The organism is Winogradskyella undariae (genome assembly GCF_013285155.1).
Lineage (GTDB): Bacteria > Bacteroidota > Bacteroidia > Flavobacteriales > Flavobacteriaceae > Winogradskyella > Winogradskyella undariae.
Genome location: NZ_JABTEL010000017.1, coordinates 36,100 through 55,111, shown reverse-complemented (window position 1 = coordinate 55,111; position 19,012 = coordinate 36,100). Strand labels below are relative to the sequence as shown.

Genomic DNA, 19,012 nt, shown 5'->3' with positions numbered 1-19,012 from the left:
CTGAAATAGGTTGACTAAAAATTAAACCATTAATTAGAGTCACTTATGAAAACAAAAAATGAACACTGGCGAAAAAACATAGTAAATCCACCTAAACTTACGATTTAAAAACAGACCCATTTCAAACTATTTTTTCGCCTGCTAAACGGCTAAAAAAATCTTTTGAATCTAAAAATATTAACTAAAAAAGAGTCAACCTATTTCAGTATAATACAGTCATAAAATTTCCAATTCTTACTTTCCTAATCATTAGAAATTAATTATCTTGCTTATAATATTTTTTATACAAATAATTAAACTAAATAATAAACAAATGAAAAGACTTAGCGACAAATACATCATCACAAAAGACATGGAATGGGAAGTTCTTGGAGGAGGAGTATCAAGAAAATTCTTAGGTTACGATAACCAAATTATGATGGTAAGCGTAAAATTTGATAAAGGCGCATTAGGTGCACCACATCAACATTTTCATACTCAGGCTACTTATTGTGTTTCAGGTAAATTTGAATTCGAAATTGACGGCGTAAAACAAATTGTAGAAGCTGGAGATGGTGTATATATTGAGCCTAATTTATTGCATAGTGCAGTTTGTTTAGAAGAAGGACAACTAATTGATACATTTAGTCCTGTAAGAGAAGATTTCTTAACTGGTGATGGACCTTCTTACTTTAGTGATAAAGACTAAGAATAATATCTAATAGCTTATTACAATGAGCTAAAACAGTTTTCTTTGATCTCTTAATCAAAGAAAACAAATAATAAACATCTATAATTTGATTTTCATTCTCTTTACAAGAAAATTAAATCATAGATGTTTTTTAATAGAATTAAAAGTTAATTAGCATTTTAACTTATCCCTAAAGATGTCTGACTTTAATAGTTCCCTTCTTCTACAAAGTATGTGTATTCACATTAAAAAAGAAACTCCCACTACTCTATTATATCTTTAATCTCTATATAATTACCATTATTTTATATCTGTACTTAACGACCGTAAAATTGAGAGAGTATATCCTTTTTTATATGAAAAATATGGCTACAAAATAAAATAGTATAAATCTATTTTAATCTGTAACCATATTGACTAGATATATTTTATAAGGTTAAAAATAAAATTTAACCAAAAAATATTATTTTTCTAATTTCAAGAAATAATCAAATATTTCAGGAACATTTCCATTACCCATATCTGCAGCTACAGCAGCATTAAGGTTAGAAGATGTTGCCTCTGCAATCGCAGATGTTGTTCCTAGATCATTCATCATTTGAACAAAATATCCAAGATCTTTATTCGCGTTATTAATAGAGAACCCTAAATCACTTACGTTATCTACAGCGTAATGCTTACAGAATTTCATAAATGGAGAGTTAGATGGACCAGCAGACATAATATCAAATAATTGTTGCGTATCTACACCTGCTAATTTAGCTGCAGCAAAAGCCTGAGACATGGCAACTACAGTTGTCATTCCCATAAAGTTATTAATAAGCTTAGTTGTATGACCCGCACCAAGAGCTCCTAAATAAAATACGTTTTCACCTTGTTCGTCTAAAACAGGTTTAACTTTTGCAAAAGTATCTTTATCACCGGCAGCCATAATGTTAAGCAATCCGTCTTTTGCATGGGCAGGAGTACGTCCTAATGGAGCATCAATCATACCAGCACCTTTTTCAGCAAGATCTTTACCAATTTTTTTAGTCGATGCAGGAATAGATGTTCCAAAATCAATCAAAACAGCATCTTTTTTAATACCCGCTAAGATACCTTCTTCTCCGTAAACAATCTTCTCTACAACAGCAGAAGTGGTAAGACAGAACATTATGATATCGCTTTTTTCAGCTAATTCTTTTGGTGTAGCGGCTTCAGTAGCATTACCACGAGCGATAACTTTTGCTACTTCATCTTTATTAAGATCCATTACTGTTAGCTTAAAACCTCTTTTTTGAAGGTTTTCAACCATGTTACCTCCCATAAGGCCAAGTCCTATAAATCCGATAGTGGGTTTGTTCATTTTTAATTTAATTTTAAATTATAATTCTTAATGCAAAGATATGCATCTCTAAGCAGATACAAAACCATTTAAAAGTACTCCTTTTAATTTCACAATTTAAAATAGAATAAAGCACTAAGAAACAGACTTTAACAAAACAAAATTACAAATAAATTACTACATTTTTTTAAACATAAAATAATTATCTCATTAGTTTATCCATCTAGTTAATTTCTTCACTAAAATTTAGTGTTCATAAAATATTCATAAGATTTACAGTTTTTCATATAAAAAAATCATAAATTAATAATCTAGTCACATCAAAAACTTTAATTCAATAAATAAGAATACAATTATTCGTAACTTTGTAAGCATTGATTTAGGCAAAGCCCTTTATTAATTAAGAACTAATAACTGCGTAATGGAGTATAAACACTTAATAGAAGAAATAAAAGAAAATAGTCAGCATTACAAAAATAAAAATGCAGTCTATTATAAAAATAATAAGCTTAATACATGGGAAGGAATTTCATGGTTAGATTTTGAATCTAAAATAGAAATACTCTCTAAAGCCCTCATAAATTATGGTATATCTGTACAGCAAAACATTGCTATATTTTCTGAAAACATGCCAAATTGGATTATTGCAGATATTGCTATTATGCGTGTTAGAGCTGTAACTATTCCTATTTACGCTACTAACTCTAAAAAAGAAGCAGAATATGTAATAAATGATGCTAATGTAAGTCTGCTTTTTGTTGGTGATCAAAATGAATATGATAAAGCTTACGAACTTCTAGAAACTACTAGTTGTTTAAAATTAATTGTAGCTTTAACAAAAACGATAAAGCTACAACCAAAAAATAATTCTATTTATTTAGAAGATTTTGTAGCATTTGAGCCGACAGAACAAATTGAAACAGAACTTCAAAAGCGATATTACGAATGTGATTTAGAAGATATAGCAAGTATTATTTACACTTCAGGAACGACAGGCGAACCCAAAGGTGTAATGCTAGATTACAATAATTTTGGGGGCTCTTTGGCTGCACATGATTATGAACTAACTCTTACTGAAAAAGATGCGTCACTAAGTTTCTTACCATTAAGTCATATATACGAACGCAGCTGGGTATTCTTTTGTCTGAAAAAAGGTATTGAAGTGTACTTTAATCAAGACCCTAAAAAAATTGTTGATGTTATAAAAGAAGTTAAGCCAACTGTAATGTGTACAGTTCCTCGAATATTTGAAAAAATATTTTCAGCAATACAAGATAAAAGAAAAGAAGCATCACCTACTAAAATGAAACTAGCTAGTTGGGCTTTAGGTGTTGGTAATAATTACTACAACAAGCATAAACGACTAGAGAAAAAAGTACCAGCAGTTTTAAAATTAAAATATAAAATTGCTGATAAATTAGTATTAAGCAAATTACGTGATGTATTTGGTGGTCGTATAAAATTTATGCCTTGTGGTGGCGCTCCTTTAGCTGCAGATATGGTGTCTTTTTTCCACTCTTTCGGATTAAATATTAAATGTGGATATGGATTAACAGAAACCACAGCAACGGCTACACTTTTTGGAGATACACATTTTGAATTTAATTCTGCAGGAAAACCTATTGAAGGAACTGAAATTAAAATTGGAAACAACAATGAGATTTTAATAAAAGGACCTGGCGTAATGAAAGGCTATTATAAAAAACCAGAAGCTACTGCTGAAGTTTTTGAAAATGGTTGGTTTAAAACCGGAGATGCAGGTAAAATTGACTCTAAAGGAAACCTAATAATTACAGATAGAATAAAGGATTTAATGAAAACTTCTGGTGGAAAATATATTGCACCTCAAAAATTAGAAAATGCTTTAATTACGGATTCATTTATTGAGCAAATTGCTGTTATTGGAGATCAACAAAAATATGTTACAGCATTGGCTGTGCCTAGTTTTGAAAATTTAAAAAAATACGCTTTAGAGCACAAAATTAGTTTTAAAGATATTGAAGATTTAATTGCAAATAGCCAGATTATAAACCTTTTTGAAAAACGATTTGAAGAGCTTCAAAAAGAATTTTCTAAATTTGAAAAAATCAAAAAATTCACTTTACTTCCTAAAGAATTTAGTATAGAAGCAGGGGAAATTACAGCCACCTTAAAATTAAAAAGGAAAGTAATTCAGAAAAAACACAAAGAACTTATTGATAAAATGTATAAAGAGTAAGTCTTTATTAGGCTTCGTTTGTATCTAATCTAATTCTATATTAAAAATTTATTACAGGCAGGGCAGATAATTACCTAAATACACTTCTTATATTGAGATAAAAAGATGCTATAAAACCTATAGCATCTTTTTATCTTTTATTCATTATTTAATCAAGCTTATTTTTAATTGATTAAAATCACTTAATTACGTATAAATATTAAAAAAATATTATTAATCTTCGTTTATTTTATTAAATCTCATACATAGCATTCTAAAATCAGCACCTATACAAGTTACGTATTTCCCAAAACTTAAAGCAATAATTTAATTTCACTAAACTGAATAAAAATCGATAATAAATAGAGACATAAAAACTATTAACACTTTAAGTTTAACAATGCCATTTTTACTTAAAAATATAGGGTTTCAAGCTTCAATAACATTTGAAAAATGATTAAATTAGCTATCAAATAATGACAGCTGTATTTTAACTAAAAAACTACATCTTTCTTTATATAAACAACAAACAAAACATAAGAAAAAAACACAACAAGAATGAGTTTATTTGGTATCGAAAAGAAACGGAAAAATTCTATTATTAAATCTAATTTTTCAAAAACAAAGGGATTGCAGTTACTAATATTATCAATTGTATTTGCTAGCTGCTCGCCTAAAAGTAAAAGTGCTTATCAAAATTATGAATCTGATGTTTATCAAACATCTTATGCTGGTGATAATTTAAAATTACTAACCAATGATGAAGTTAAAACAACATTTTCAGATGTGAAAAAAGTAAGTTTAGAACTTCTTCCTGATGAAGAATTTCAAAAATATTATGGTTTTGGAGCTTCATTCACAGAATCTTCAGCATGGAACCTAGCAACTATTCCCGTAGAATCTCGTAAAGAGGTTTTAACAAAACTCTTTAGCCCAACAGAAGGCGCTGGTTTTACACTTACTAGAACTCATATTAACAGTAGTGACTACTCTAACACTCACTATACTTATGTTGAAGAAGGTGACGAAGATCTTTCAACTTTTAGTATTAATGAAGATCTAAAAGGATTTAGTGGTGATGAAAACGAACAGGTAAACGGTATTGAACTAGTAGACCCTAAATATGACCTTATTCCAATGATTTTAGAAGCTTCTAGTATTCCTGGTGCTGACTTTAAAATTATTGCTTCGCCTTGGAGTCCTCCATCTTGGATGAAAACAGGAGAAACTGCTGAAATGACTAATGGAACTTTACTTCCTAAATATTATGGTCTTTGGGCAGAGTATATGTCAAAATATGTAACAGCATATAAAGAACAAGGAATTACGCTTTGGGGATTAACGCCACAAAATGAGCCTTTACACGCTAAAGATGCACAATGGGATAGCAATGGCTTTACTCCAGAACAAGGGAGAGACTTTTTAAGGGATCATCTTGGTCCTCAACTTGTAAAAGATGGTCATCTTAATCTTGATGATTTAGAGTCTGGATTACGTGTCCTTATTTACGATCATAACAAATCAACCATGAATGAATATGTAGCAGCAACTTACAATGATCCTGAAGCTTCTAAATACGCATGGGGAACTGCTTTTCATTGGTACACTAATTCTGAATTAAAAGAGAATAATTGGTATGCTTATGAATTATCTGAATTACAAAAAACATGGCCAAATAAAGGAATGATTCATTCGGAGTCTAGTATTGATATTGATGCTAAAGATCCTATAGGACAATATTGGAGAGCAAGCACAGATTACGCAGGTACTTTTGTTCCTTTTGAAACTTATGCTTACGATATAATCACAGATTTAAATCATGGAACTCAAGGCTATGTTGAATGGTGTAGTATTCTTAGCCATAAAGGACAACCGAATCCATATAATAACTTTAATAGTGCTCCTGTACTTATTAATCCTACTACTGACGAAGTAATTTACACACCATTATATTATTTATTAAGCCACTTTAGTAAATTTATTAGACCTGATGCTCATAGAATTGGTATAAATGGAGATAAAGTAAATGGAATTATTTATACTGCTGCAAAAAATACGGATGGCTCAATCGCTGTTGTTGTTTACAATAATAATGATGTTGCACATGAAATATCTTTAAAATTAGAAACAAAAAATTATACAGTACAAATTGCAGCTAAGGCTGTACAAACGATTTTATTAAGCAATAAATAAAATAGCTTTTACAAGTGCTAAAACAAATACAATTTAGCATGTATATAAAGTACATTAGGAATCATTGCTAATAACAAGATTCTAAATTTTAGGGAAGTTGTCAAGTTTTAAAACGGATAGCTTCCCTAAAATAATTAATAAGATTAAAACGAAACACCAATATTCTACATAACGTTTCGGGTTGCTAAGACAGATAGAAAAAAGCTACATAATACATTATTCTTAGCATATTAATTAAATTCAAACTTAATAAATAGCTACCATATTACTATTTTTAGTTAATACATAAAATCTATAGGAATTTTCTATTTAATTATTATTTATTACTTTAGGGTTTTAAAGCACAAAATAAATTACACAAATTTGTTCTACATTATTGATATAGAACATAAAAATCGATCCCTATGAAAACTAATTTATCAAGTGTCAAATCGGAAGTAGAAAACTATGCCAAAGAATCTAATTTGACAGAATTACAAGTTGTAGAAAAACTTAAAGACTTTTATTTTAATAAAAAAGTAAACGAAAATATAAAACTCTACAAAAGAGGAAAGAAAAAAGTTAGCGAAATAAACAAAGACTTAAAAATATCTTCTAGAAGGTTTTATGCTATATTAGAAAAGAAAAAAATACCACATAAAAAGTACAATAAGTCAACTCCTGAAACAACAGAAGAGAACGACAACTAAGTCTAAAAAAACGATTGGCTTGCATTCTAATAAGGATACAAGCCAATCGTTTTTAATAACACTTCTTTACCAATAACTGGTCGACTTAAAAAATCAAGAATCTTTTTCTTTTTTATACAAACTAGGTAAACTAATCTTAAATCTTGCTGCAACCAACCGGACAGTAATAACTACTAAACCTGCTATAATGAATAGGTAATTTCTATCTTCAAAAAATTGTAATAGCACAAAATAAGTAACACCACCCAGTATACAAGCTGTAGCATAAATTTCTTCTCTAAAAATTACAGGAATTTCATTACACAAAGTATCCCTTAATACACCACCAAAACACGCTGTCATTGTTCCCATAGCAATGCAAATTGTGGGATGTAAACCAGCTACAAGCCCTGTTTCAATCCCAACCACAGTATAAAGTCCAATGCCAATGGTATCGAATAAAAATAGAGACTTCATTAAAAAACTAATTCGGTTTCTAATAATCACAGCAAAAGTTGCAGAACCAATAATAACATATACAAAAGTTATATTTCGCATCCAAGAGACAGGTTCAACACCAATCATAAGATCTCGCAAGGTTCCTCCTCCAACGGCAGTTACAAACGAAATTATTAAGACCCCAAATGGATCCATTCGCTTGTTCATTGCTATTAACGCACCTGATATCGCAAAAGCTATTGTTCCTAATAAATCTACAATCTGAATAAACATTGAGTCTTAAATTAAGTATTAATATAACTAAGTAAATTAAGGGGATATCCCTTTTTATTAAAATTTTAATTTACCACTTACATATTCTGGGTATAATAATTATAATCCTTAATTACTTTAGCCACGAAATCTACAGGTTTATCTGCTGTTTCAATAGATAACACCTTTAATAAGCGGACGTGTAAATTCAGAATAATATTATGATTACCTTTTCTCAAAGCATCATCATACAAATTTTTAATTGTTTGCATATCCTGATCATTTAGCATGGTTACTTGACTGTAGGTTGGCACATAATCAAGAGGAATGTCCTTTATCAATGTATCTTCAATTGTTAAAAGCTGTTTTTCGCTAATAACAGTTGTACCCGCAGCAATATCACCTAAACGTTGTCCATTTCCTTTTATCAAAATAGTAAAAGCGGCAATACCTCCAGAAGTTAAAGCAACATCTATAATACGAAGAATCCAACGTACAAAATAATTAGAAAATCCAGGTTTAGAACCATCAATTTTCACAACCCTAGTATTCATTATTATTTTCCCAACGGTCTTTCCATTCAAAAAAGTCTCTAGTAGCACATAATATAAAAACGCAGGTAGGGTTACTAATAAATAAATAGGCCACATATCTCCCATATCTAAATTTAGAGTCGTCAAAAGAAGCATAACTCCAATTGTATACAGTAAAATAATTGCGCTATCTATAAGATAACCAAGCATTCTATCACTAATACTAGCAACATTTTGATTTATCCCCACATTTTGGGCAGTTTCTATTTGAAATTCATCCATATTTTCTTTACTTTGAAAGTCTAAAAGGGAATATAATGCGCGAAGCGGCTTTTGTAAAGCAAAATAAAGATAAATGGTTAGAATTTGAAAACATTCTTGCAAATAAAACGCAATTAGATCCCGATTTACTTTCGGATCTTTACATTGAAATCACCGACCATTTAAGTTATGCTAAAACATTTTATGCTAATAGCAATACAGAGCGCTATCTTAATCAACTAGCTTCCAAGACACACCAAATTATTTATAAAACAAAAAAAGAACCTAAAAACAGATTAATTTCTTTTTTTAAAACAGAATTCCCAACACTATTTTATCAACATCAACGCGAACTTCTCATCACCTTTTTAACTTTTGCATTTTTTGTTTTTATAGGCGCCTACTCTACTGCTACAGATGCAGATTTTGTAAGATCATTTGGTTTAAATGATGCTTATGTGAATGCAACTTTAGAGAATATAGAAAAAGGAGATCCTATGGCGGTATATAAAGAACAAGGAGAATTTAATATGTTTCTTGGTATTACGCTCAACAACATAAAAGTAGCGCTTATGGCCTTTGGTTACGGCATTTTACTAGGTGTCGGAACATTATATGTTATGATGCAAAACGGAATTATGTTAGGTGGTTTTCAATACTTTTTTTACGACCAAGGCTTATTATGGGAATCTGCACGTACCATTTGGATACATGGTACAATTGAAATATCTGTTATTATTATTGCAGGTTGTGCAGGTCTTGTTATGGGAAATGGTATGCTGTTTACAGGAACTCTTCCTCGACTTGAATCCTTTAAACGTGGCGTTATAAATGGACTAAAAATATTAATGAGTACAATTCCTTTCTTTATCATTGCAGGATTTTTAGAAGGCTTTGTGACTAGACATACTGAAATGCCAGATTGGCTAGCCATATTAATTATTACAAGTTCTCTAGCTTTAATCCTATTTTACTACGTAATTTACCCCATTCAATTACATAGAAAAACTAAACAACTTTTAACTGTAAAAAACACTATAAAACTAACCAATAAACTAACCAATAAACTAACCAATTAAGCATGAATAAACCCTATATCGAATTTAGAAAACAACGTGATTTTAGTGCTATCTTTAGCGATACGTTTGGCTTTATTAGAAATGAATTTAAGCTTTTTATAAAAACTATTTTTAATATTGCAGGTCCTGCTATTCTTGTTTTTATGCTTTCACTTGCCGCATATAATTATGTTGCTGGAGATCTTTTTAATTTCACAAATATCGAAGCAGCAAGTTTTAACTCTAGCAATATTGCTGTTACAATCTCTGTTCTTATAATATACCTTATTTCTGCTATTGTAGCTTATATCCTTACTGCAGCAACTACACTTTTCTATATTAAATCGTACATAGACAACAAAGGAACTATCGATCCTGTAGAAATTAAAAAGAATACACTTCAATCATTTTGGTCTTTTTTTGGACTTAGTTTTTTAAAGGGTATGACGATACTTATTGCTACTATGCTCTGTGTTCTTCCGGTGCTTTATGCTATGATTCCCATGGCAATTGTTTTTAGTATTTATGTTTTTGAACCTAAACGCTCTACAACAGATGCATTTAGTCAGAGTTTTAAATTGGCAAATTCAGATTTCTGGACCGCGTTTGGTGTTTTTATTGTATTAGGTATTATTTACTATATTCTTAGTATGGTATTTTCAATTCCATCAATTATTTATGCTTTAGTAAGTACAGGTATTTTTTCAGGTGAAATTGATCCTTCTAACATGAGTACTTTTACTGCAGATCCTGTAATGATTGTTCTTAATGTTCTTAATACATTTTTTCAATTTTTATTAAACATTATATTAATGGTTGCCGGAGCTGTTATTTATTTCCATCTACACGAAAAAGTAAACTTTACGGGAACTTACGATCGTATTAATGAAATTGGTAAAATAGACGAATAAATGCTGACATTTAGGTGGTTTCTTTTTTGTTTTTGTATTGGGCTATTTTCAATGGCGCAACAAAATCAGCAATCTGTAAAGTTCGATGATACTTCTGTTGAAAAACAAATTATCACCGAAGACCATTTAAAAACCTATAAAGCAGATAAAGAGTTTAATTATACAGAAGCTGTTGCTGAAGAAAATTTTATAGACAAAGCTTACCGATGGTTTCAAAATATACTGAGAAAATTTTGGGAAGCTATTTTCGGAGTTGGCACAGCTACAGGATTTCTGTACTTTGTTTTTAGAATTCTCCCCTATTTATTATTAGCTTTTTTAATCTTTTTATTAGTTCGGTTTTTCTTAAAAGTAAATTCTAATAATCTTACAGCTAAAGCAAGAAAACAGGGTTCTATACTATTTACTGAAGAAGAACAAATCATTAAAAATGAAGATATTCCTTCTTTAATACAAGAAGCTGTTAATCAAAATAATTACAGATTAGCAATTCGTTATTATTATTTATTGTCATTAAAACACCTTACGGAAAGTGACTGTATTTTGTGGAAACCTCAGAAAACGAATGAAGATTACATCAATGAAATTAGTATAGATCACTTAAAAACTGAGTTTAAAAATATCACTCGAATTTATGATTATGTGTGGTATGGCGAATTTAATATCGATGCCATCAAGTTTGAAACCTTAAGACTTCCTTTTGAACATCTTAATAATACCATTACAAAACGTTGAACAAAAAAGGTAAAATATATATCATTCTTGTCGCATTTACACTTTTAGCCATTGTTGTTCTGGAAATGAACAAACCGAAGGCTATAAATTGGTTTCCGTCTTATGCTACACATCACAAAATACCGTTTGGATCTTATGTATATAATGAGCAACTAAAACGCATTTCTAAAGATGTAAAAACTATAGATCGCCCACCTTTTGAGTATCTAAAAACTAATAATATTAATGGAACTTATGTTTTTTTTAACGGTGGAATTGCTTTTGGAGAAGATGAACTTAATAGTTTATTAAATTGGGTAAGTAAAGGGAATACACTTGTTGTATCTGCTGTGAATTTTGAAGAACAATTACTCGACACCTTAAATCTAGATACAAAAACGATTAATACCATAGAGAATTTTAATAACGAATATCAAGTCAATCTTGTAAATCCGGAGTTAGAAAACACTAAATCTTATAAGTACGACAGACCATATACGTTTCATTATTTTAATAAAATTGATACTTTAAAAACCTCTGTAATTGGATTAATCGACACCTATAGAGGCGAAAACAAACCTATAGAAGATTCCTTAATTAATAGTATTAAACAACCTTTTGGTAAAGGCGAAATTTTCCTCAGTACATTCCCACAAGCTTACAGCAATTATTTCATGCTGCAATCTAAAAATCAAAATTACACAGCAGGACTTTTATCGTATATAGATACAACAAAACCTATTTTTATAGATACCTATTACAAATCAGGTAAAACATTTTACACCTCTCCAATGTATTTGTTTTTAAATACACCTTCTTTAAAATGGGCATACTATATCATTTTAATAGGTGTTTTAATTTATATTATTTTTGAAGGTAAACGTAAGCAACGCGCAATACCAATTGTAAAACCTTTACAAAATCAGACAGTAGATTTTACAAGAACTATTGCTAATATGTATTATGAAAACGGAAAACACAAAGATATTTCCGAACATAAAATCCATCATTTTTTAGAATATATAAGAAATACCTTGCATCTTTTAACAGCTGAAATAAATGCAGATTTTATACAAAATCTGTCAGCAAGAAGTAATAATACAATTGAAGATACTAAAACCTTATTTGGGTTGATTCAAAGTATAAATCAAAAAACAGAAATCAATTCTACAGAATTAGAAAGGTTAAATACCTTGATAGAACAATTTAAATCCAATAATCAATGGAAGAAGAAAACAACATAGAACAAGATAACAACTTAAGTTTTAATAATAGAATTCAATTAGAAGACTTAAAAAATGCAGTAGAAAGCATTAAAGCTGAGTTGAGAAAAGTTATTATTGGTCAAGATAATTTTGTTGAATTGCTTATTGTAGCATTATTAGCAGATGGACATGTTTTAATAGAAGGGGTTCCCGGAATTGCAAAAACAGTAACCGCAAAACTCTTTGCAAAGGTTCTAAAAACAGATTTTAGTCGAATTCAATTTACACCAGATTTAATGCCTAGTGATGTTTTAGGAACTTCTATTTTAAATATGAAGTCTTCAGAATTCGAATTTAAAAAAGGGCCTATCTTTTCTAACATTGTATTAATAGATGAAATTAACAGAGCACCTGCAAAAACACAAGCTGCTTTGTTTGAAACTATGGAAGAACGCCAAGCGACTATTGATGGTACAACTTATAAGTTTGATAATCCGTTTATGGTTTTAGCAACCCAAAACCCTATTGAACAAGAAGGAACTTATGCCTTACCAGAAGCGCAATTAGACCGTTTTATCTTTAAAATAAAAGTCGATTATCCGACTTTAGAAGAAGAAATAAAAATCATAGCATCTCATCACGAACGTAAAGGTGAAAAGCCTCAAGCATTAATTAATGCAATACTCGATACGGCTTCACTTGAAGATTACAAAAACAAAACACAAGAAATTCTCGTTGAAGAAAAAATCATTAAATATATCGCTGAGATTGTTTCAAAAACGAGAAATCATCCTCATCTATACTTAGGAGGATCGCCAAGAGCATCAATTTCTATTTTAAATACAGCAAAAGCTTTTGCTGCAATTAATGGTCGTGATTTTGTAATTCCTGAGGATATAAAAAAATCATTAAATCCGGTATTAAATCACCGTATTATTTTAACCCCAGAACGCGAAATGGAAGGTATGACTACTGAAAATGTTATTGAAATGATTGTGCAATCCGTTGAAGTTCCTAGATAATTAAAAGTTAAAAACTAATAGTTAAGAGTTATGAGAGAATCAATTTTACGCAATAAAAGTTATGACTTTGCTTTAAAGATTGTTGAGCTCTATAAATCTTTAACTTCTGAAAAAAGAGAATTTATACTTTCAAAACAATTAATGAGAAGTGGAACATCTATTGGTGCAAATATAAGAGAAGCTGAATTTGCTCAGTCTAATAAAGATTTCATTCACAAAATGAGTATTGCCTTAAAAGAAGCAAACGAAACTGATTACTGGTTATCTATTCTTAAAGATTCAAATTATATACCAAATGATTCATTTGATACACTTTACAACAAAAATCAAGAATTAATAAGAATGCTAGTATCAACTATTAAAACCATGAAAAACAAAGCTTAAAGATGTTAAAGGTTTCTCACTATTAACTTATAACTATTAGCTCTTAACTAATTATGAAATTTTTAAAATCATTATACGTACACAAACAGCTCTATATTTATATAGCAATGGCTTCTGTATGTTTTCTTTTGTCTTATTGGTTTTCTATTTTTTATCCCGTTGCATGGATTATTACAATCTTAATTTCAGTTTTATTATTGATAGATTTAATGTTACTCTACAAACCTACAAGTGCTATAAATGCGAGACGAATATTACCGGATAAGTTTTCTAATAGTGATAATAACCCTGTACCAATAACCATCACAAACAAATACAGTTTTAAAACTTACATTGATGTTATAGATGAATTGCCTGTACAGTTTCAAAAGCGAGATTTTTTATATCAAACGACTCTAAACCCGAATGAAAATCATGATTTTGATTACCTAGTAAGACCCGTAGATCGTGGTGAATATTATTTTGGACATCTAAATATCTTTGTGTCTTCTGTTCTTAAAATTGTAAAACGAAAATATCAGTTTCAAAATCAGCAAATGGTCATGGTTTACCCATCGATTATTCAGATGCAGAAATATGATTTTTTAGCTATAAGCAATGCTTTAACTGAATTTGGCCTAAAAAAGATTAGAAAAATCGGGAATACTTCAGAATTCGAACAAATAAAAGAATACGTTAACGGCGATGATTTTAGAACTGTAAACTGGAAAGCCACAGCTAAACGAGGCCAATTGATGGTGAATCAGTTTCAAGATGAAAAATCCCAACCCATCTACTCTATCATTGATACAGGAAGAATAATGAAAATGCCATTTAACGGATTAAAACTGTTAGATTATGCCATTAATTCTACATTAGCATTTAGTAATGTTGCCTTAAAAAAACATGATAAAGTAGGAATGCTTTCGTTTTCAAAAAAGATAGAAGCTTTTTTACCTGCCATTCAGAAATTAACGTATCTCAATCGTATTTTAGAAACTTTATATAATATTGATACACAGTTTACAGATAGCGATTTCAGCCTACTCTACGCACAGTTAAAACGAAAAGTAACCCACAGAAGTCTTCTCTTATTATATACCAATTTTGAACATATTAGCGCTTTAAAACGACAATTACCGTACTTACAAGCCATTTCTAAAAAGCACATGTTAGTCGTTGTTTTATTTGAAAACACAGAATTAGATATTATAATTAATGAAAATGCTGAAGATTTACAATCCATCTATCACAAAACGATAGCAGAAAAATTTGCTTTCGAAAAACGTTTGATGGTTAAAGAACTTCAAAAACACGGCATTCAATCTATTTTAACTGCTCCAGAGAATTTAACAATAAACACCATTAATAAATATTTAGAGATTAAAGCACGTGGACTTTTATAGAACAAAAGATTCTTTACGAATAAGATACCTAAAAATTTTAAAAACAAAAAAGACTGCCGTTAAAGCAGTCTTTTTTAGTTCTTTATATAAAATTTTACTAACCTACAGCCTTCAACGAATCTAACTGACGTTGTAGCGCATTAATCTTATCCGAATTATCTTCTACCTTTGGAATGCTAATAATAGAATCTATCTGCTGTTCTATAATATCTTCATCTACTTTTGGTACTTCTTTATAAAAATACCCAATGCCTTCACTTGCTCTCCAAGCTTCATTTAACTGATTATAAACTTCCTCATCCCAAGAACTGGGATGCTTTACATCAATCCAAATAACATCTCTATATTCACTATCAATTAAAACTAAATCTGGCGTCGCAGAGCCATCAAATTGTTGTGCATCTGTTGAGCTGATAGAAGAAATTGTTCCTAAGAAAAACATACGTTTTCTTCCTGCAATATTCTTAATATAAGGTCTAAACTCTACAGGTGTACTTGCAGACCAATCGTATTCTTTTCGAGATTCCTTCACTTTTAAAGGCATTGCAGAGACACCTGCATAACCTTGTTTTTTTGAAGCGTGATCGTAATAATATAACTTACCTGATCCATCTGCTGGCACAAATACACTATAACTTAAACTAGTACGCTGATTTCCTACAGGCTCTAAACCAAACCAATGATATAATCCGCTGTAAGCATCAGAATTTGAATCTGAAAAATCAAAATCCGTAACATAAGGTTGTTGGTTTTGATCTTTTGGCATTAAAGGAATTTTTACTGCTGTTTCCATATTCCATGGTAATGGATCACTAAAACCACCTAAAAATTTTAAAGACTCTGCTTCTAACTGCGATACTTTTTCAGATAATGTATTCTGTTTCATCAAAAACGGATAATTTTTAATTTCTTCAGGACTCACATAAGTTCCTTTTCCTATAGTAATACGTTCTAAATAATCATTAAAATCATGTTCTCCATTTTCAATAATCATTACACCTCCAAAACTTGGATAAGGAAAAAAGAAGCCTTTCCATTTTATTAAACTCACGACTTGAACCCATTGCCCTGAATCATTTTTCATGTAAAATGTATCACTTGGCTCGTGATTAAATAACATCCAAGGATTAAAACGTTGCACTACTGCATTGTATGTATTTCTACTAAACTTTAAAGATTCACCTATAGAAAACGTAACATCAATACGGTTTTCGTTTGAAAATCTAGGAAATGGCGTGGTACTACTCACGGCAAATAATTCTTCCGTATTATCATTAATACGTTGCATCACGTACTTTTCGCTTGGTTGAATAGCCATTGTCCACTTATTCTGACCATCAACTCTTACTAAATGCGGTAACGAAACATCTTTGGTTTCTCCTACACTTTCATTAGCCATAGAAAATACATTTCTTAAGGGTTGAATACGTTCGTTTTGTGTTAATGGAAGTTCATTAATTTCAACTTTATCCATACTATTAAACACATTGTACGTTTTCATGTAATCGTACATTTTATAATGCCAACCCACAACATATAGAATTCCGAAGAAGACAATTAATAACGCCAATATTCCTAAACGAGAACCAACATTTGCAGACTTCCTAAATTTACGTAAGCCTAAAAAAAGCACTAAAGCACTCATTAAAATGATGAATATATACTTTCGTACAAATAATAAAACGGGCTGATAATCGTCCCTAAAAAAGAATAATAACACTATTAGTAGCAATACTACAAGAATGGTAATTCCTTTTTGCTTCCCTCCTTTTTTCCAATATGATTTTATCATGATATAATTTCCTGTAAGAACAAGAATCTCCTATTTTTATTAATAATTGTAATCCTTTTTGTTATTAAGCATCTTAGATATTCTTGATTTCTCAAGAATCTATTACATAAGACCCTTATCTTTTAAACGGTCACGTGCACTTTGCTTTTCGACCTTTGGTTCTGCATTAATATCTTCTTTCAATTCTTCAATTTCTTTTGAATCTCTAGTTGTTAAATCTTCTATAAAGTCTTTTCCTTTTTCCACAACATCGTCAAATTTATCTTCTAAAGAATCACTTTGTTCCTCTATAACTTCGGTTGTTTTAATCACAAAACTTGCTAAATAAGTTCCTATTAATGCTCCTACAGCAAAAGATGCAAAAGCAGATACGCCGTTATAACTGCTAAATACAGAAATTGGCGTTAAAAATTCAACAACCAAAGCAGCAACTAAAACTAAACTTACCACAAAAAGGATACGTGGCAAAAGGGTTTGCTTATAAATAAATCCTTTGGGATTATCGGGACTCATTTGCAACTCTTTACTATTGACAATTTTGTTTAAAAAACGGTATGCTCCATTACCGTTAGATTCTCTCCAATACAGAAAGATTCCGAATAAAATGGCTGCGATGAAGATAACAAGTTCTATTCCCATGATTGTTTGTTTTATATTTTAGATTCCGCGTTAATTACAGAATACTGGTACCTATTATATTAGTCTAAAAAACTTAGATATTGTTACTGATCCTTTCAATTACCCAATCTTTAAATGAATCTTCCCAAGTTTCGTAACTCTTATAAAATTGCTCTTTATCATACCAATACAAGAATAACATATCCTTTGGTGCAATATTAATCAGTAATTTATGAATTAAATCGCGATGTTCTGCTGATAATGATGAATGTGGTTGATGTAACGCAAAGTAAAAAGATTGTTCTACAATATCTTCAATCTTATACGCATTACTGCGTTCTAATTTTTCGAGATAAATTTCGACACTCATAACTTGCTTACGAGCATTAATATCTATTTTATTTAAATAACTTTTAAATAATCCTTTATCATCTAAAATAGCTTTAATTGGATGTTCTGTTTCTTTAAGAAACTGTGCCAATTCAAACTTTTTAACTCGATCGTAATTTGATGTGGTTACAACAGATTCTAAATCGCATTCAATAATAATGTGGTCTTTAAGCTTAGCGACTAACTCAGGTTGTGAAATGTGATAAATCAATACATCATGAATGGTATCTTTGATGGCTTCTTTATAATTTTTTTCATCTTTAAAAATAACGATTGGTTTTATAAAATCGCGAAGCAAATACACACCTCCAAAAGCTCTAGTAAAAAATGAACTGGTTGTAAAATGTAAAGGTTCTAGGTGTAAATCTCTAGCTCTTAAATCGCCATAAGTTTTAGCTGAATCTAATAACTGTTGCTGAATATCTTCATCAATAAAATTATTTCCATTTCTAAATTTATCAACGAGTTGTAACTGCTCTTTTTGCTTTTCTTCTAAATTATCAATAAGTCGAAATGTTATTGTAATGTCTTTATATTTTAAAACATCTAAAGGCTCATAAAACACATCTATATTTTGATCAAATTCTATACAAATTGCAGAGTCCCGGGTAATATCATTAATCTTTTCTCCATGTGTTTTAAACACTAATTTCATCATTTCTCTATCAAAAGAATGAAATGGTAAATAGACTGGTTTCCCTTTTTGTAATGGTGAAATTATAATTCCGTTTGGGTTAGCTTCACCTTGATTAAGGTATTGCATATTCTTCTTTTCTTCTGCAACTTCAGGACTCCAACCTACGCCGTCAATAGAAAATGACTTGAGATTGGTTTCTGTAAACCCTAAAGTTTTTAGGCATTTATTATAACGATCTACTAATTTTCCGCTAACAGGAATTAGTTCACTTCTAAATAAATTAGCTTGTTTTAATTTGTCCATCTTCATTTTCCACTAAAGTGGAATACTATTTTTGTT

General features: G+C 30.1%; 17 protein-coding genes. 11 read left to right on the top strand and 6 right to left on the bottom strand.

All coding sequences use genetic code 11. The annotated features are described in order from the left end of the window. Positions 1–313: 313 nt before the first annotated feature. Positions 314–688: a cupin domain-containing protein gene (locus HSX10_RS16955; RefSeq protein WP_173589442.1), complete on the top strand. Its 375-nt coding sequence runs from the start codon at positions 314–316 to the stop codon at positions 686–688. 445 nt (positions 689–1,133) lie between these two features. Here the strand turns inward: HSX10_RS16955 and HSX10_RS16950 are convergent, their stop codons facing one another. Next, on the bottom strand, positions 1,134–2,015 hold the full coding sequence (locus HSX10_RS16950; protein WP_173589441.1) for an NAD(P)-dependent oxidoreductase: 882 nt from the start codon (positions 2,013–2,015) through the stop codon (positions 1,134–1,136). A gap of 400 nt (positions 2,016–2,415) precedes the next feature. Here HSX10_RS16950 and HSX10_RS16945 point away from each other — a divergent pair, with 400 nt between their 5' ends. The 3 genes from HSX10_RS16945 (at position 2,416) to HSX10_RS16935 (ending at position 7,073) form a co-directional block, all read left to right on the top strand. Then, a complete protein-coding gene (locus tag HSX10_RS16945; RefSeq protein ID WP_173589440.1) occupies positions 2,416–4,212 on the top strand; it encodes an AMP-dependent synthetase/ligase in 1,797 nt (598 codons plus the stop codon). 537 nt (positions 4,213–4,749) lie between these two features. Then, positions 4,750–6,384: a glycoside hydrolase family 30 protein gene (locus HSX10_RS16940; protein ID WP_173589439.1), complete on the top strand. Its 1,635-nt coding sequence runs from the start codon at positions 4,750–4,752 to the stop codon at positions 6,382–6,384. A gap of 404 nt (positions 6,385–6,788) precedes the next feature. Further along, a complete protein-coding gene (locus HSX10_RS16935; RefSeq protein WP_173589438.1) occupies positions 6,789–7,073 on the top strand; it encodes a hypothetical protein in 285 nt (94 codons plus the stop codon). Between the two features lie 93 nt (positions 7,074–7,166). Here the strand turns inward: HSX10_RS16935 and HSX10_RS16930 are convergent, their stop codons facing one another. After that, a complete protein-coding gene (locus HSX10_RS16930; protein WP_173589437.1) occupies positions 7,167–7,784 on the bottom strand; it encodes a trimeric intracellular cation channel family protein in 618 nt (205 codons plus the stop codon). Positions 7,785–7,861: 77 nt separating this feature from the next. After that, positions 7,862–8,578 carry an RDD family protein gene (locus HSX10_RS16925; RefSeq protein WP_173589436.1) on the bottom strand — a complete coding sequence of 239 codons (717 nt, stop codon included), beginning with the start codon at positions 8,576–8,578 and terminating at the stop codon, positions 7,862–7,864. Between the two features lie 35 nt (positions 8,579–8,613). Between HSX10_RS16925 and HSX10_RS16920 the strand changes: the two genes are divergently transcribed. Genes HSX10_RS16920 through HSX10_RS16890 form a run of 7 tightly spaced genes read left to right on the top strand, consistent with a single transcriptional unit; the run spans position 8,614 to position 15,236 of the window. After that, complete coding sequence (locus HSX10_RS16920; protein ID WP_173589435.1) at positions 8,614–9,636, top strand: stage II sporulation protein M; 1,023 nt, start codon at positions 8,614–8,616, stop codon at positions 9,634–9,636. Positions 9,637–9,638: 2 nt separating this feature from the next. Then, positions 9,639–10,526: a hypothetical protein gene (locus HSX10_RS16915; RefSeq protein WP_173589434.1), complete on the top strand. Its 888-nt coding sequence runs from the start codon at positions 9,639–9,641 to the stop codon at positions 10,524–10,526. Between the two features lie 51 nt (positions 10,527–10,577). Continuing rightward, positions 10,578–11,261: a DUF4129 domain-containing protein gene (locus HSX10_RS16910; RefSeq protein ID WP_254453263.1), complete on the top strand. Its 684-nt coding sequence runs from the start codon at positions 10,578–10,580 to the stop codon at positions 11,259–11,261. After that, entirely contained in the window at positions 11,258–12,484 is a 1,227-nt protein-coding gene (locus HSX10_RS16905) for a DUF4350 domain-containing protein (RefSeq protein ID WP_173589432.1), read from the top strand. Before HSX10_RS16910 ends, HSX10_RS16905 begins: the two co-directional genes overlap by 4 nt. After that, a complete protein-coding gene (locus tag HSX10_RS16900) occupies positions 12,463–13,467 on the top strand; it encodes an AAA family ATPase (RefSeq protein ID WP_173589431.1) in 1,005 nt (334 codons plus the stop codon). Before HSX10_RS16905 ends, HSX10_RS16900 begins: the two co-directional genes overlap by 22 nt. Positions 13,468–13,497: 30 nt before the next feature. Continuing rightward, a complete protein-coding gene (locus tag HSX10_RS16895) occupies positions 13,498–13,851 on the top strand; it encodes a four helix bundle protein (protein WP_173589430.1) in 354 nt (117 codons plus the stop codon). A gap of 53 nt (positions 13,852–13,904) precedes the next feature. Further along, complete coding sequence (locus HSX10_RS16890) at positions 13,905–15,236, top strand: DUF58 domain-containing protein (protein ID WP_173589429.1); 1,332 nt, start codon at positions 13,905–13,907, stop codon at positions 15,234–15,236. A 97-nt stretch (positions 15,237–15,333) separates the two neighbouring features. Here the strand turns inward: HSX10_RS16890 and HSX10_RS16885 are convergent, their stop codons facing one another. The 3 genes from HSX10_RS16885 to HSX10_RS16875 form a co-directional block, all read right to left on the bottom strand. After that, a complete protein-coding gene (locus tag HSX10_RS16885) occupies positions 15,334–17,028 on the bottom strand; it encodes a hypothetical protein (protein ID WP_173589428.1) in 1,695 nt (564 codons plus the stop codon). Between the two features lie 102 nt (positions 17,029–17,130). After that, positions 17,131–17,667, bottom strand: a complete 537-nt coding sequence (locus HSX10_RS16880) for a YtxH domain-containing protein (protein ID WP_173589427.1) — start codon at positions 17,665–17,667, stop codon at positions 17,131–17,133. A gap of 73 nt (positions 17,668–17,740) precedes the next feature. Then, positions 17,741–18,976, bottom strand: a complete 1,236-nt coding sequence (locus HSX10_RS16875; protein WP_173589426.1) for a DUF6638 family protein — start codon at positions 18,974–18,976, stop codon at positions 17,741–17,743. Positions 18,977–19,012: the final 36 nt, after the last annotated feature.

What these genes read in the sequence shown, in the direction of transcription:
- HSX10_RS16955 (WP_173589442.1), top strand. Translation starts at nt 314, where the DNA reads ATGAAAAGACTTAGCGACAAATACATCATCACAAAAGACATGGAATGG.
- HSX10_RS16950 (WP_173589441.1), bottom strand. Translation starts at nt 2,015, where the DNA reads ATGAACAAACCCACTATCGGATTTATAGGACTTGGCCTTATGGGAGGT.
- HSX10_RS16945 (WP_173589440.1), top strand. Translation starts at nt 2,416, where the DNA reads ATGGAGTATAAACACTTAATAGAAGAAATAAAAGAAAATAGTCAGCAT.
- HSX10_RS16940 (WP_173589439.1), top strand. Translation starts at nt 4,750, where the DNA reads ATGAGTTTATTTGGTATCGAAAAGAAACGGAAAAATTCTATTATTAAA.
- HSX10_RS16935 (WP_173589438.1), top strand. Translation starts at nt 6,789, where the DNA reads ATGAAAACTAATTTATCAAGTGTCAAATCGGAAGTAGAAAACTATGCC.
- HSX10_RS16930 (WP_173589437.1), bottom strand. Translation starts at nt 7,784, where the DNA reads ATGTTTATTCAGATTGTAGATTTATTAGGAACAATAGCTTTTGCGATA.
- HSX10_RS16925 (WP_173589436.1), bottom strand. Translation starts at nt 8,578, where the DNA reads ATGGATGAATTTCAAATAGAAACTGCCCAAAATGTGGGGATAAATCAA.
- HSX10_RS16920 (WP_173589435.1), top strand. Translation starts at nt 8,614, where the DNA reads ATGCGCGAAGCGGCTTTTGTAAAGCAAAATAAAGATAAATGGTTAGAA.
- HSX10_RS16915 (WP_173589434.1), top strand. Translation starts at nt 9,639, where the DNA reads ATGAATAAACCCTATATCGAATTTAGAAAACAACGTGATTTTAGTGCT.
- HSX10_RS16910 (WP_254453263.1), top strand. Translation starts at nt 10,578, where the DNA reads ATGGCGCAACAAAATCAGCAATCTGTAAAGTTCGATGATACTTCTGTT.
- HSX10_RS16900 (WP_173589431.1), top strand. Translation starts at nt 12,463, where the DNA reads ATGGAAGAAGAAAACAACATAGAACAAGATAACAACTTAAGTTTTAAT.
- HSX10_RS16895 (WP_173589430.1), top strand. Translation starts at nt 13,498, where the DNA reads ATGAGAGAATCAATTTTACGCAATAAAAGTTATGACTTTGCTTTAAAG.
- HSX10_RS16890 (WP_173589429.1), top strand. Translation starts at nt 13,905, where the DNA reads ATGAAATTTTTAAAATCATTATACGTACACAAACAGCTCTATATTTAT.
- HSX10_RS16885 (WP_173589428.1), bottom strand. Translation starts at nt 17,028, where the DNA reads ATGATAAAATCATATTGGAAAAAAGGAGGGAAGCAAAAAGGAATTACC.
- HSX10_RS16880 (WP_173589427.1), bottom strand. Translation starts at nt 17,667, where the DNA reads ATGGGAATAGAACTTGTTATCTTCATCGCAGCCATTTTATTCGGAATC.
- HSX10_RS16875 (WP_173589426.1), bottom strand. Translation starts at nt 18,976, where the DNA reads ATGGACAAATTAAAACAAGCTAATTTATTTAGAAGTGAACTAATTCCT.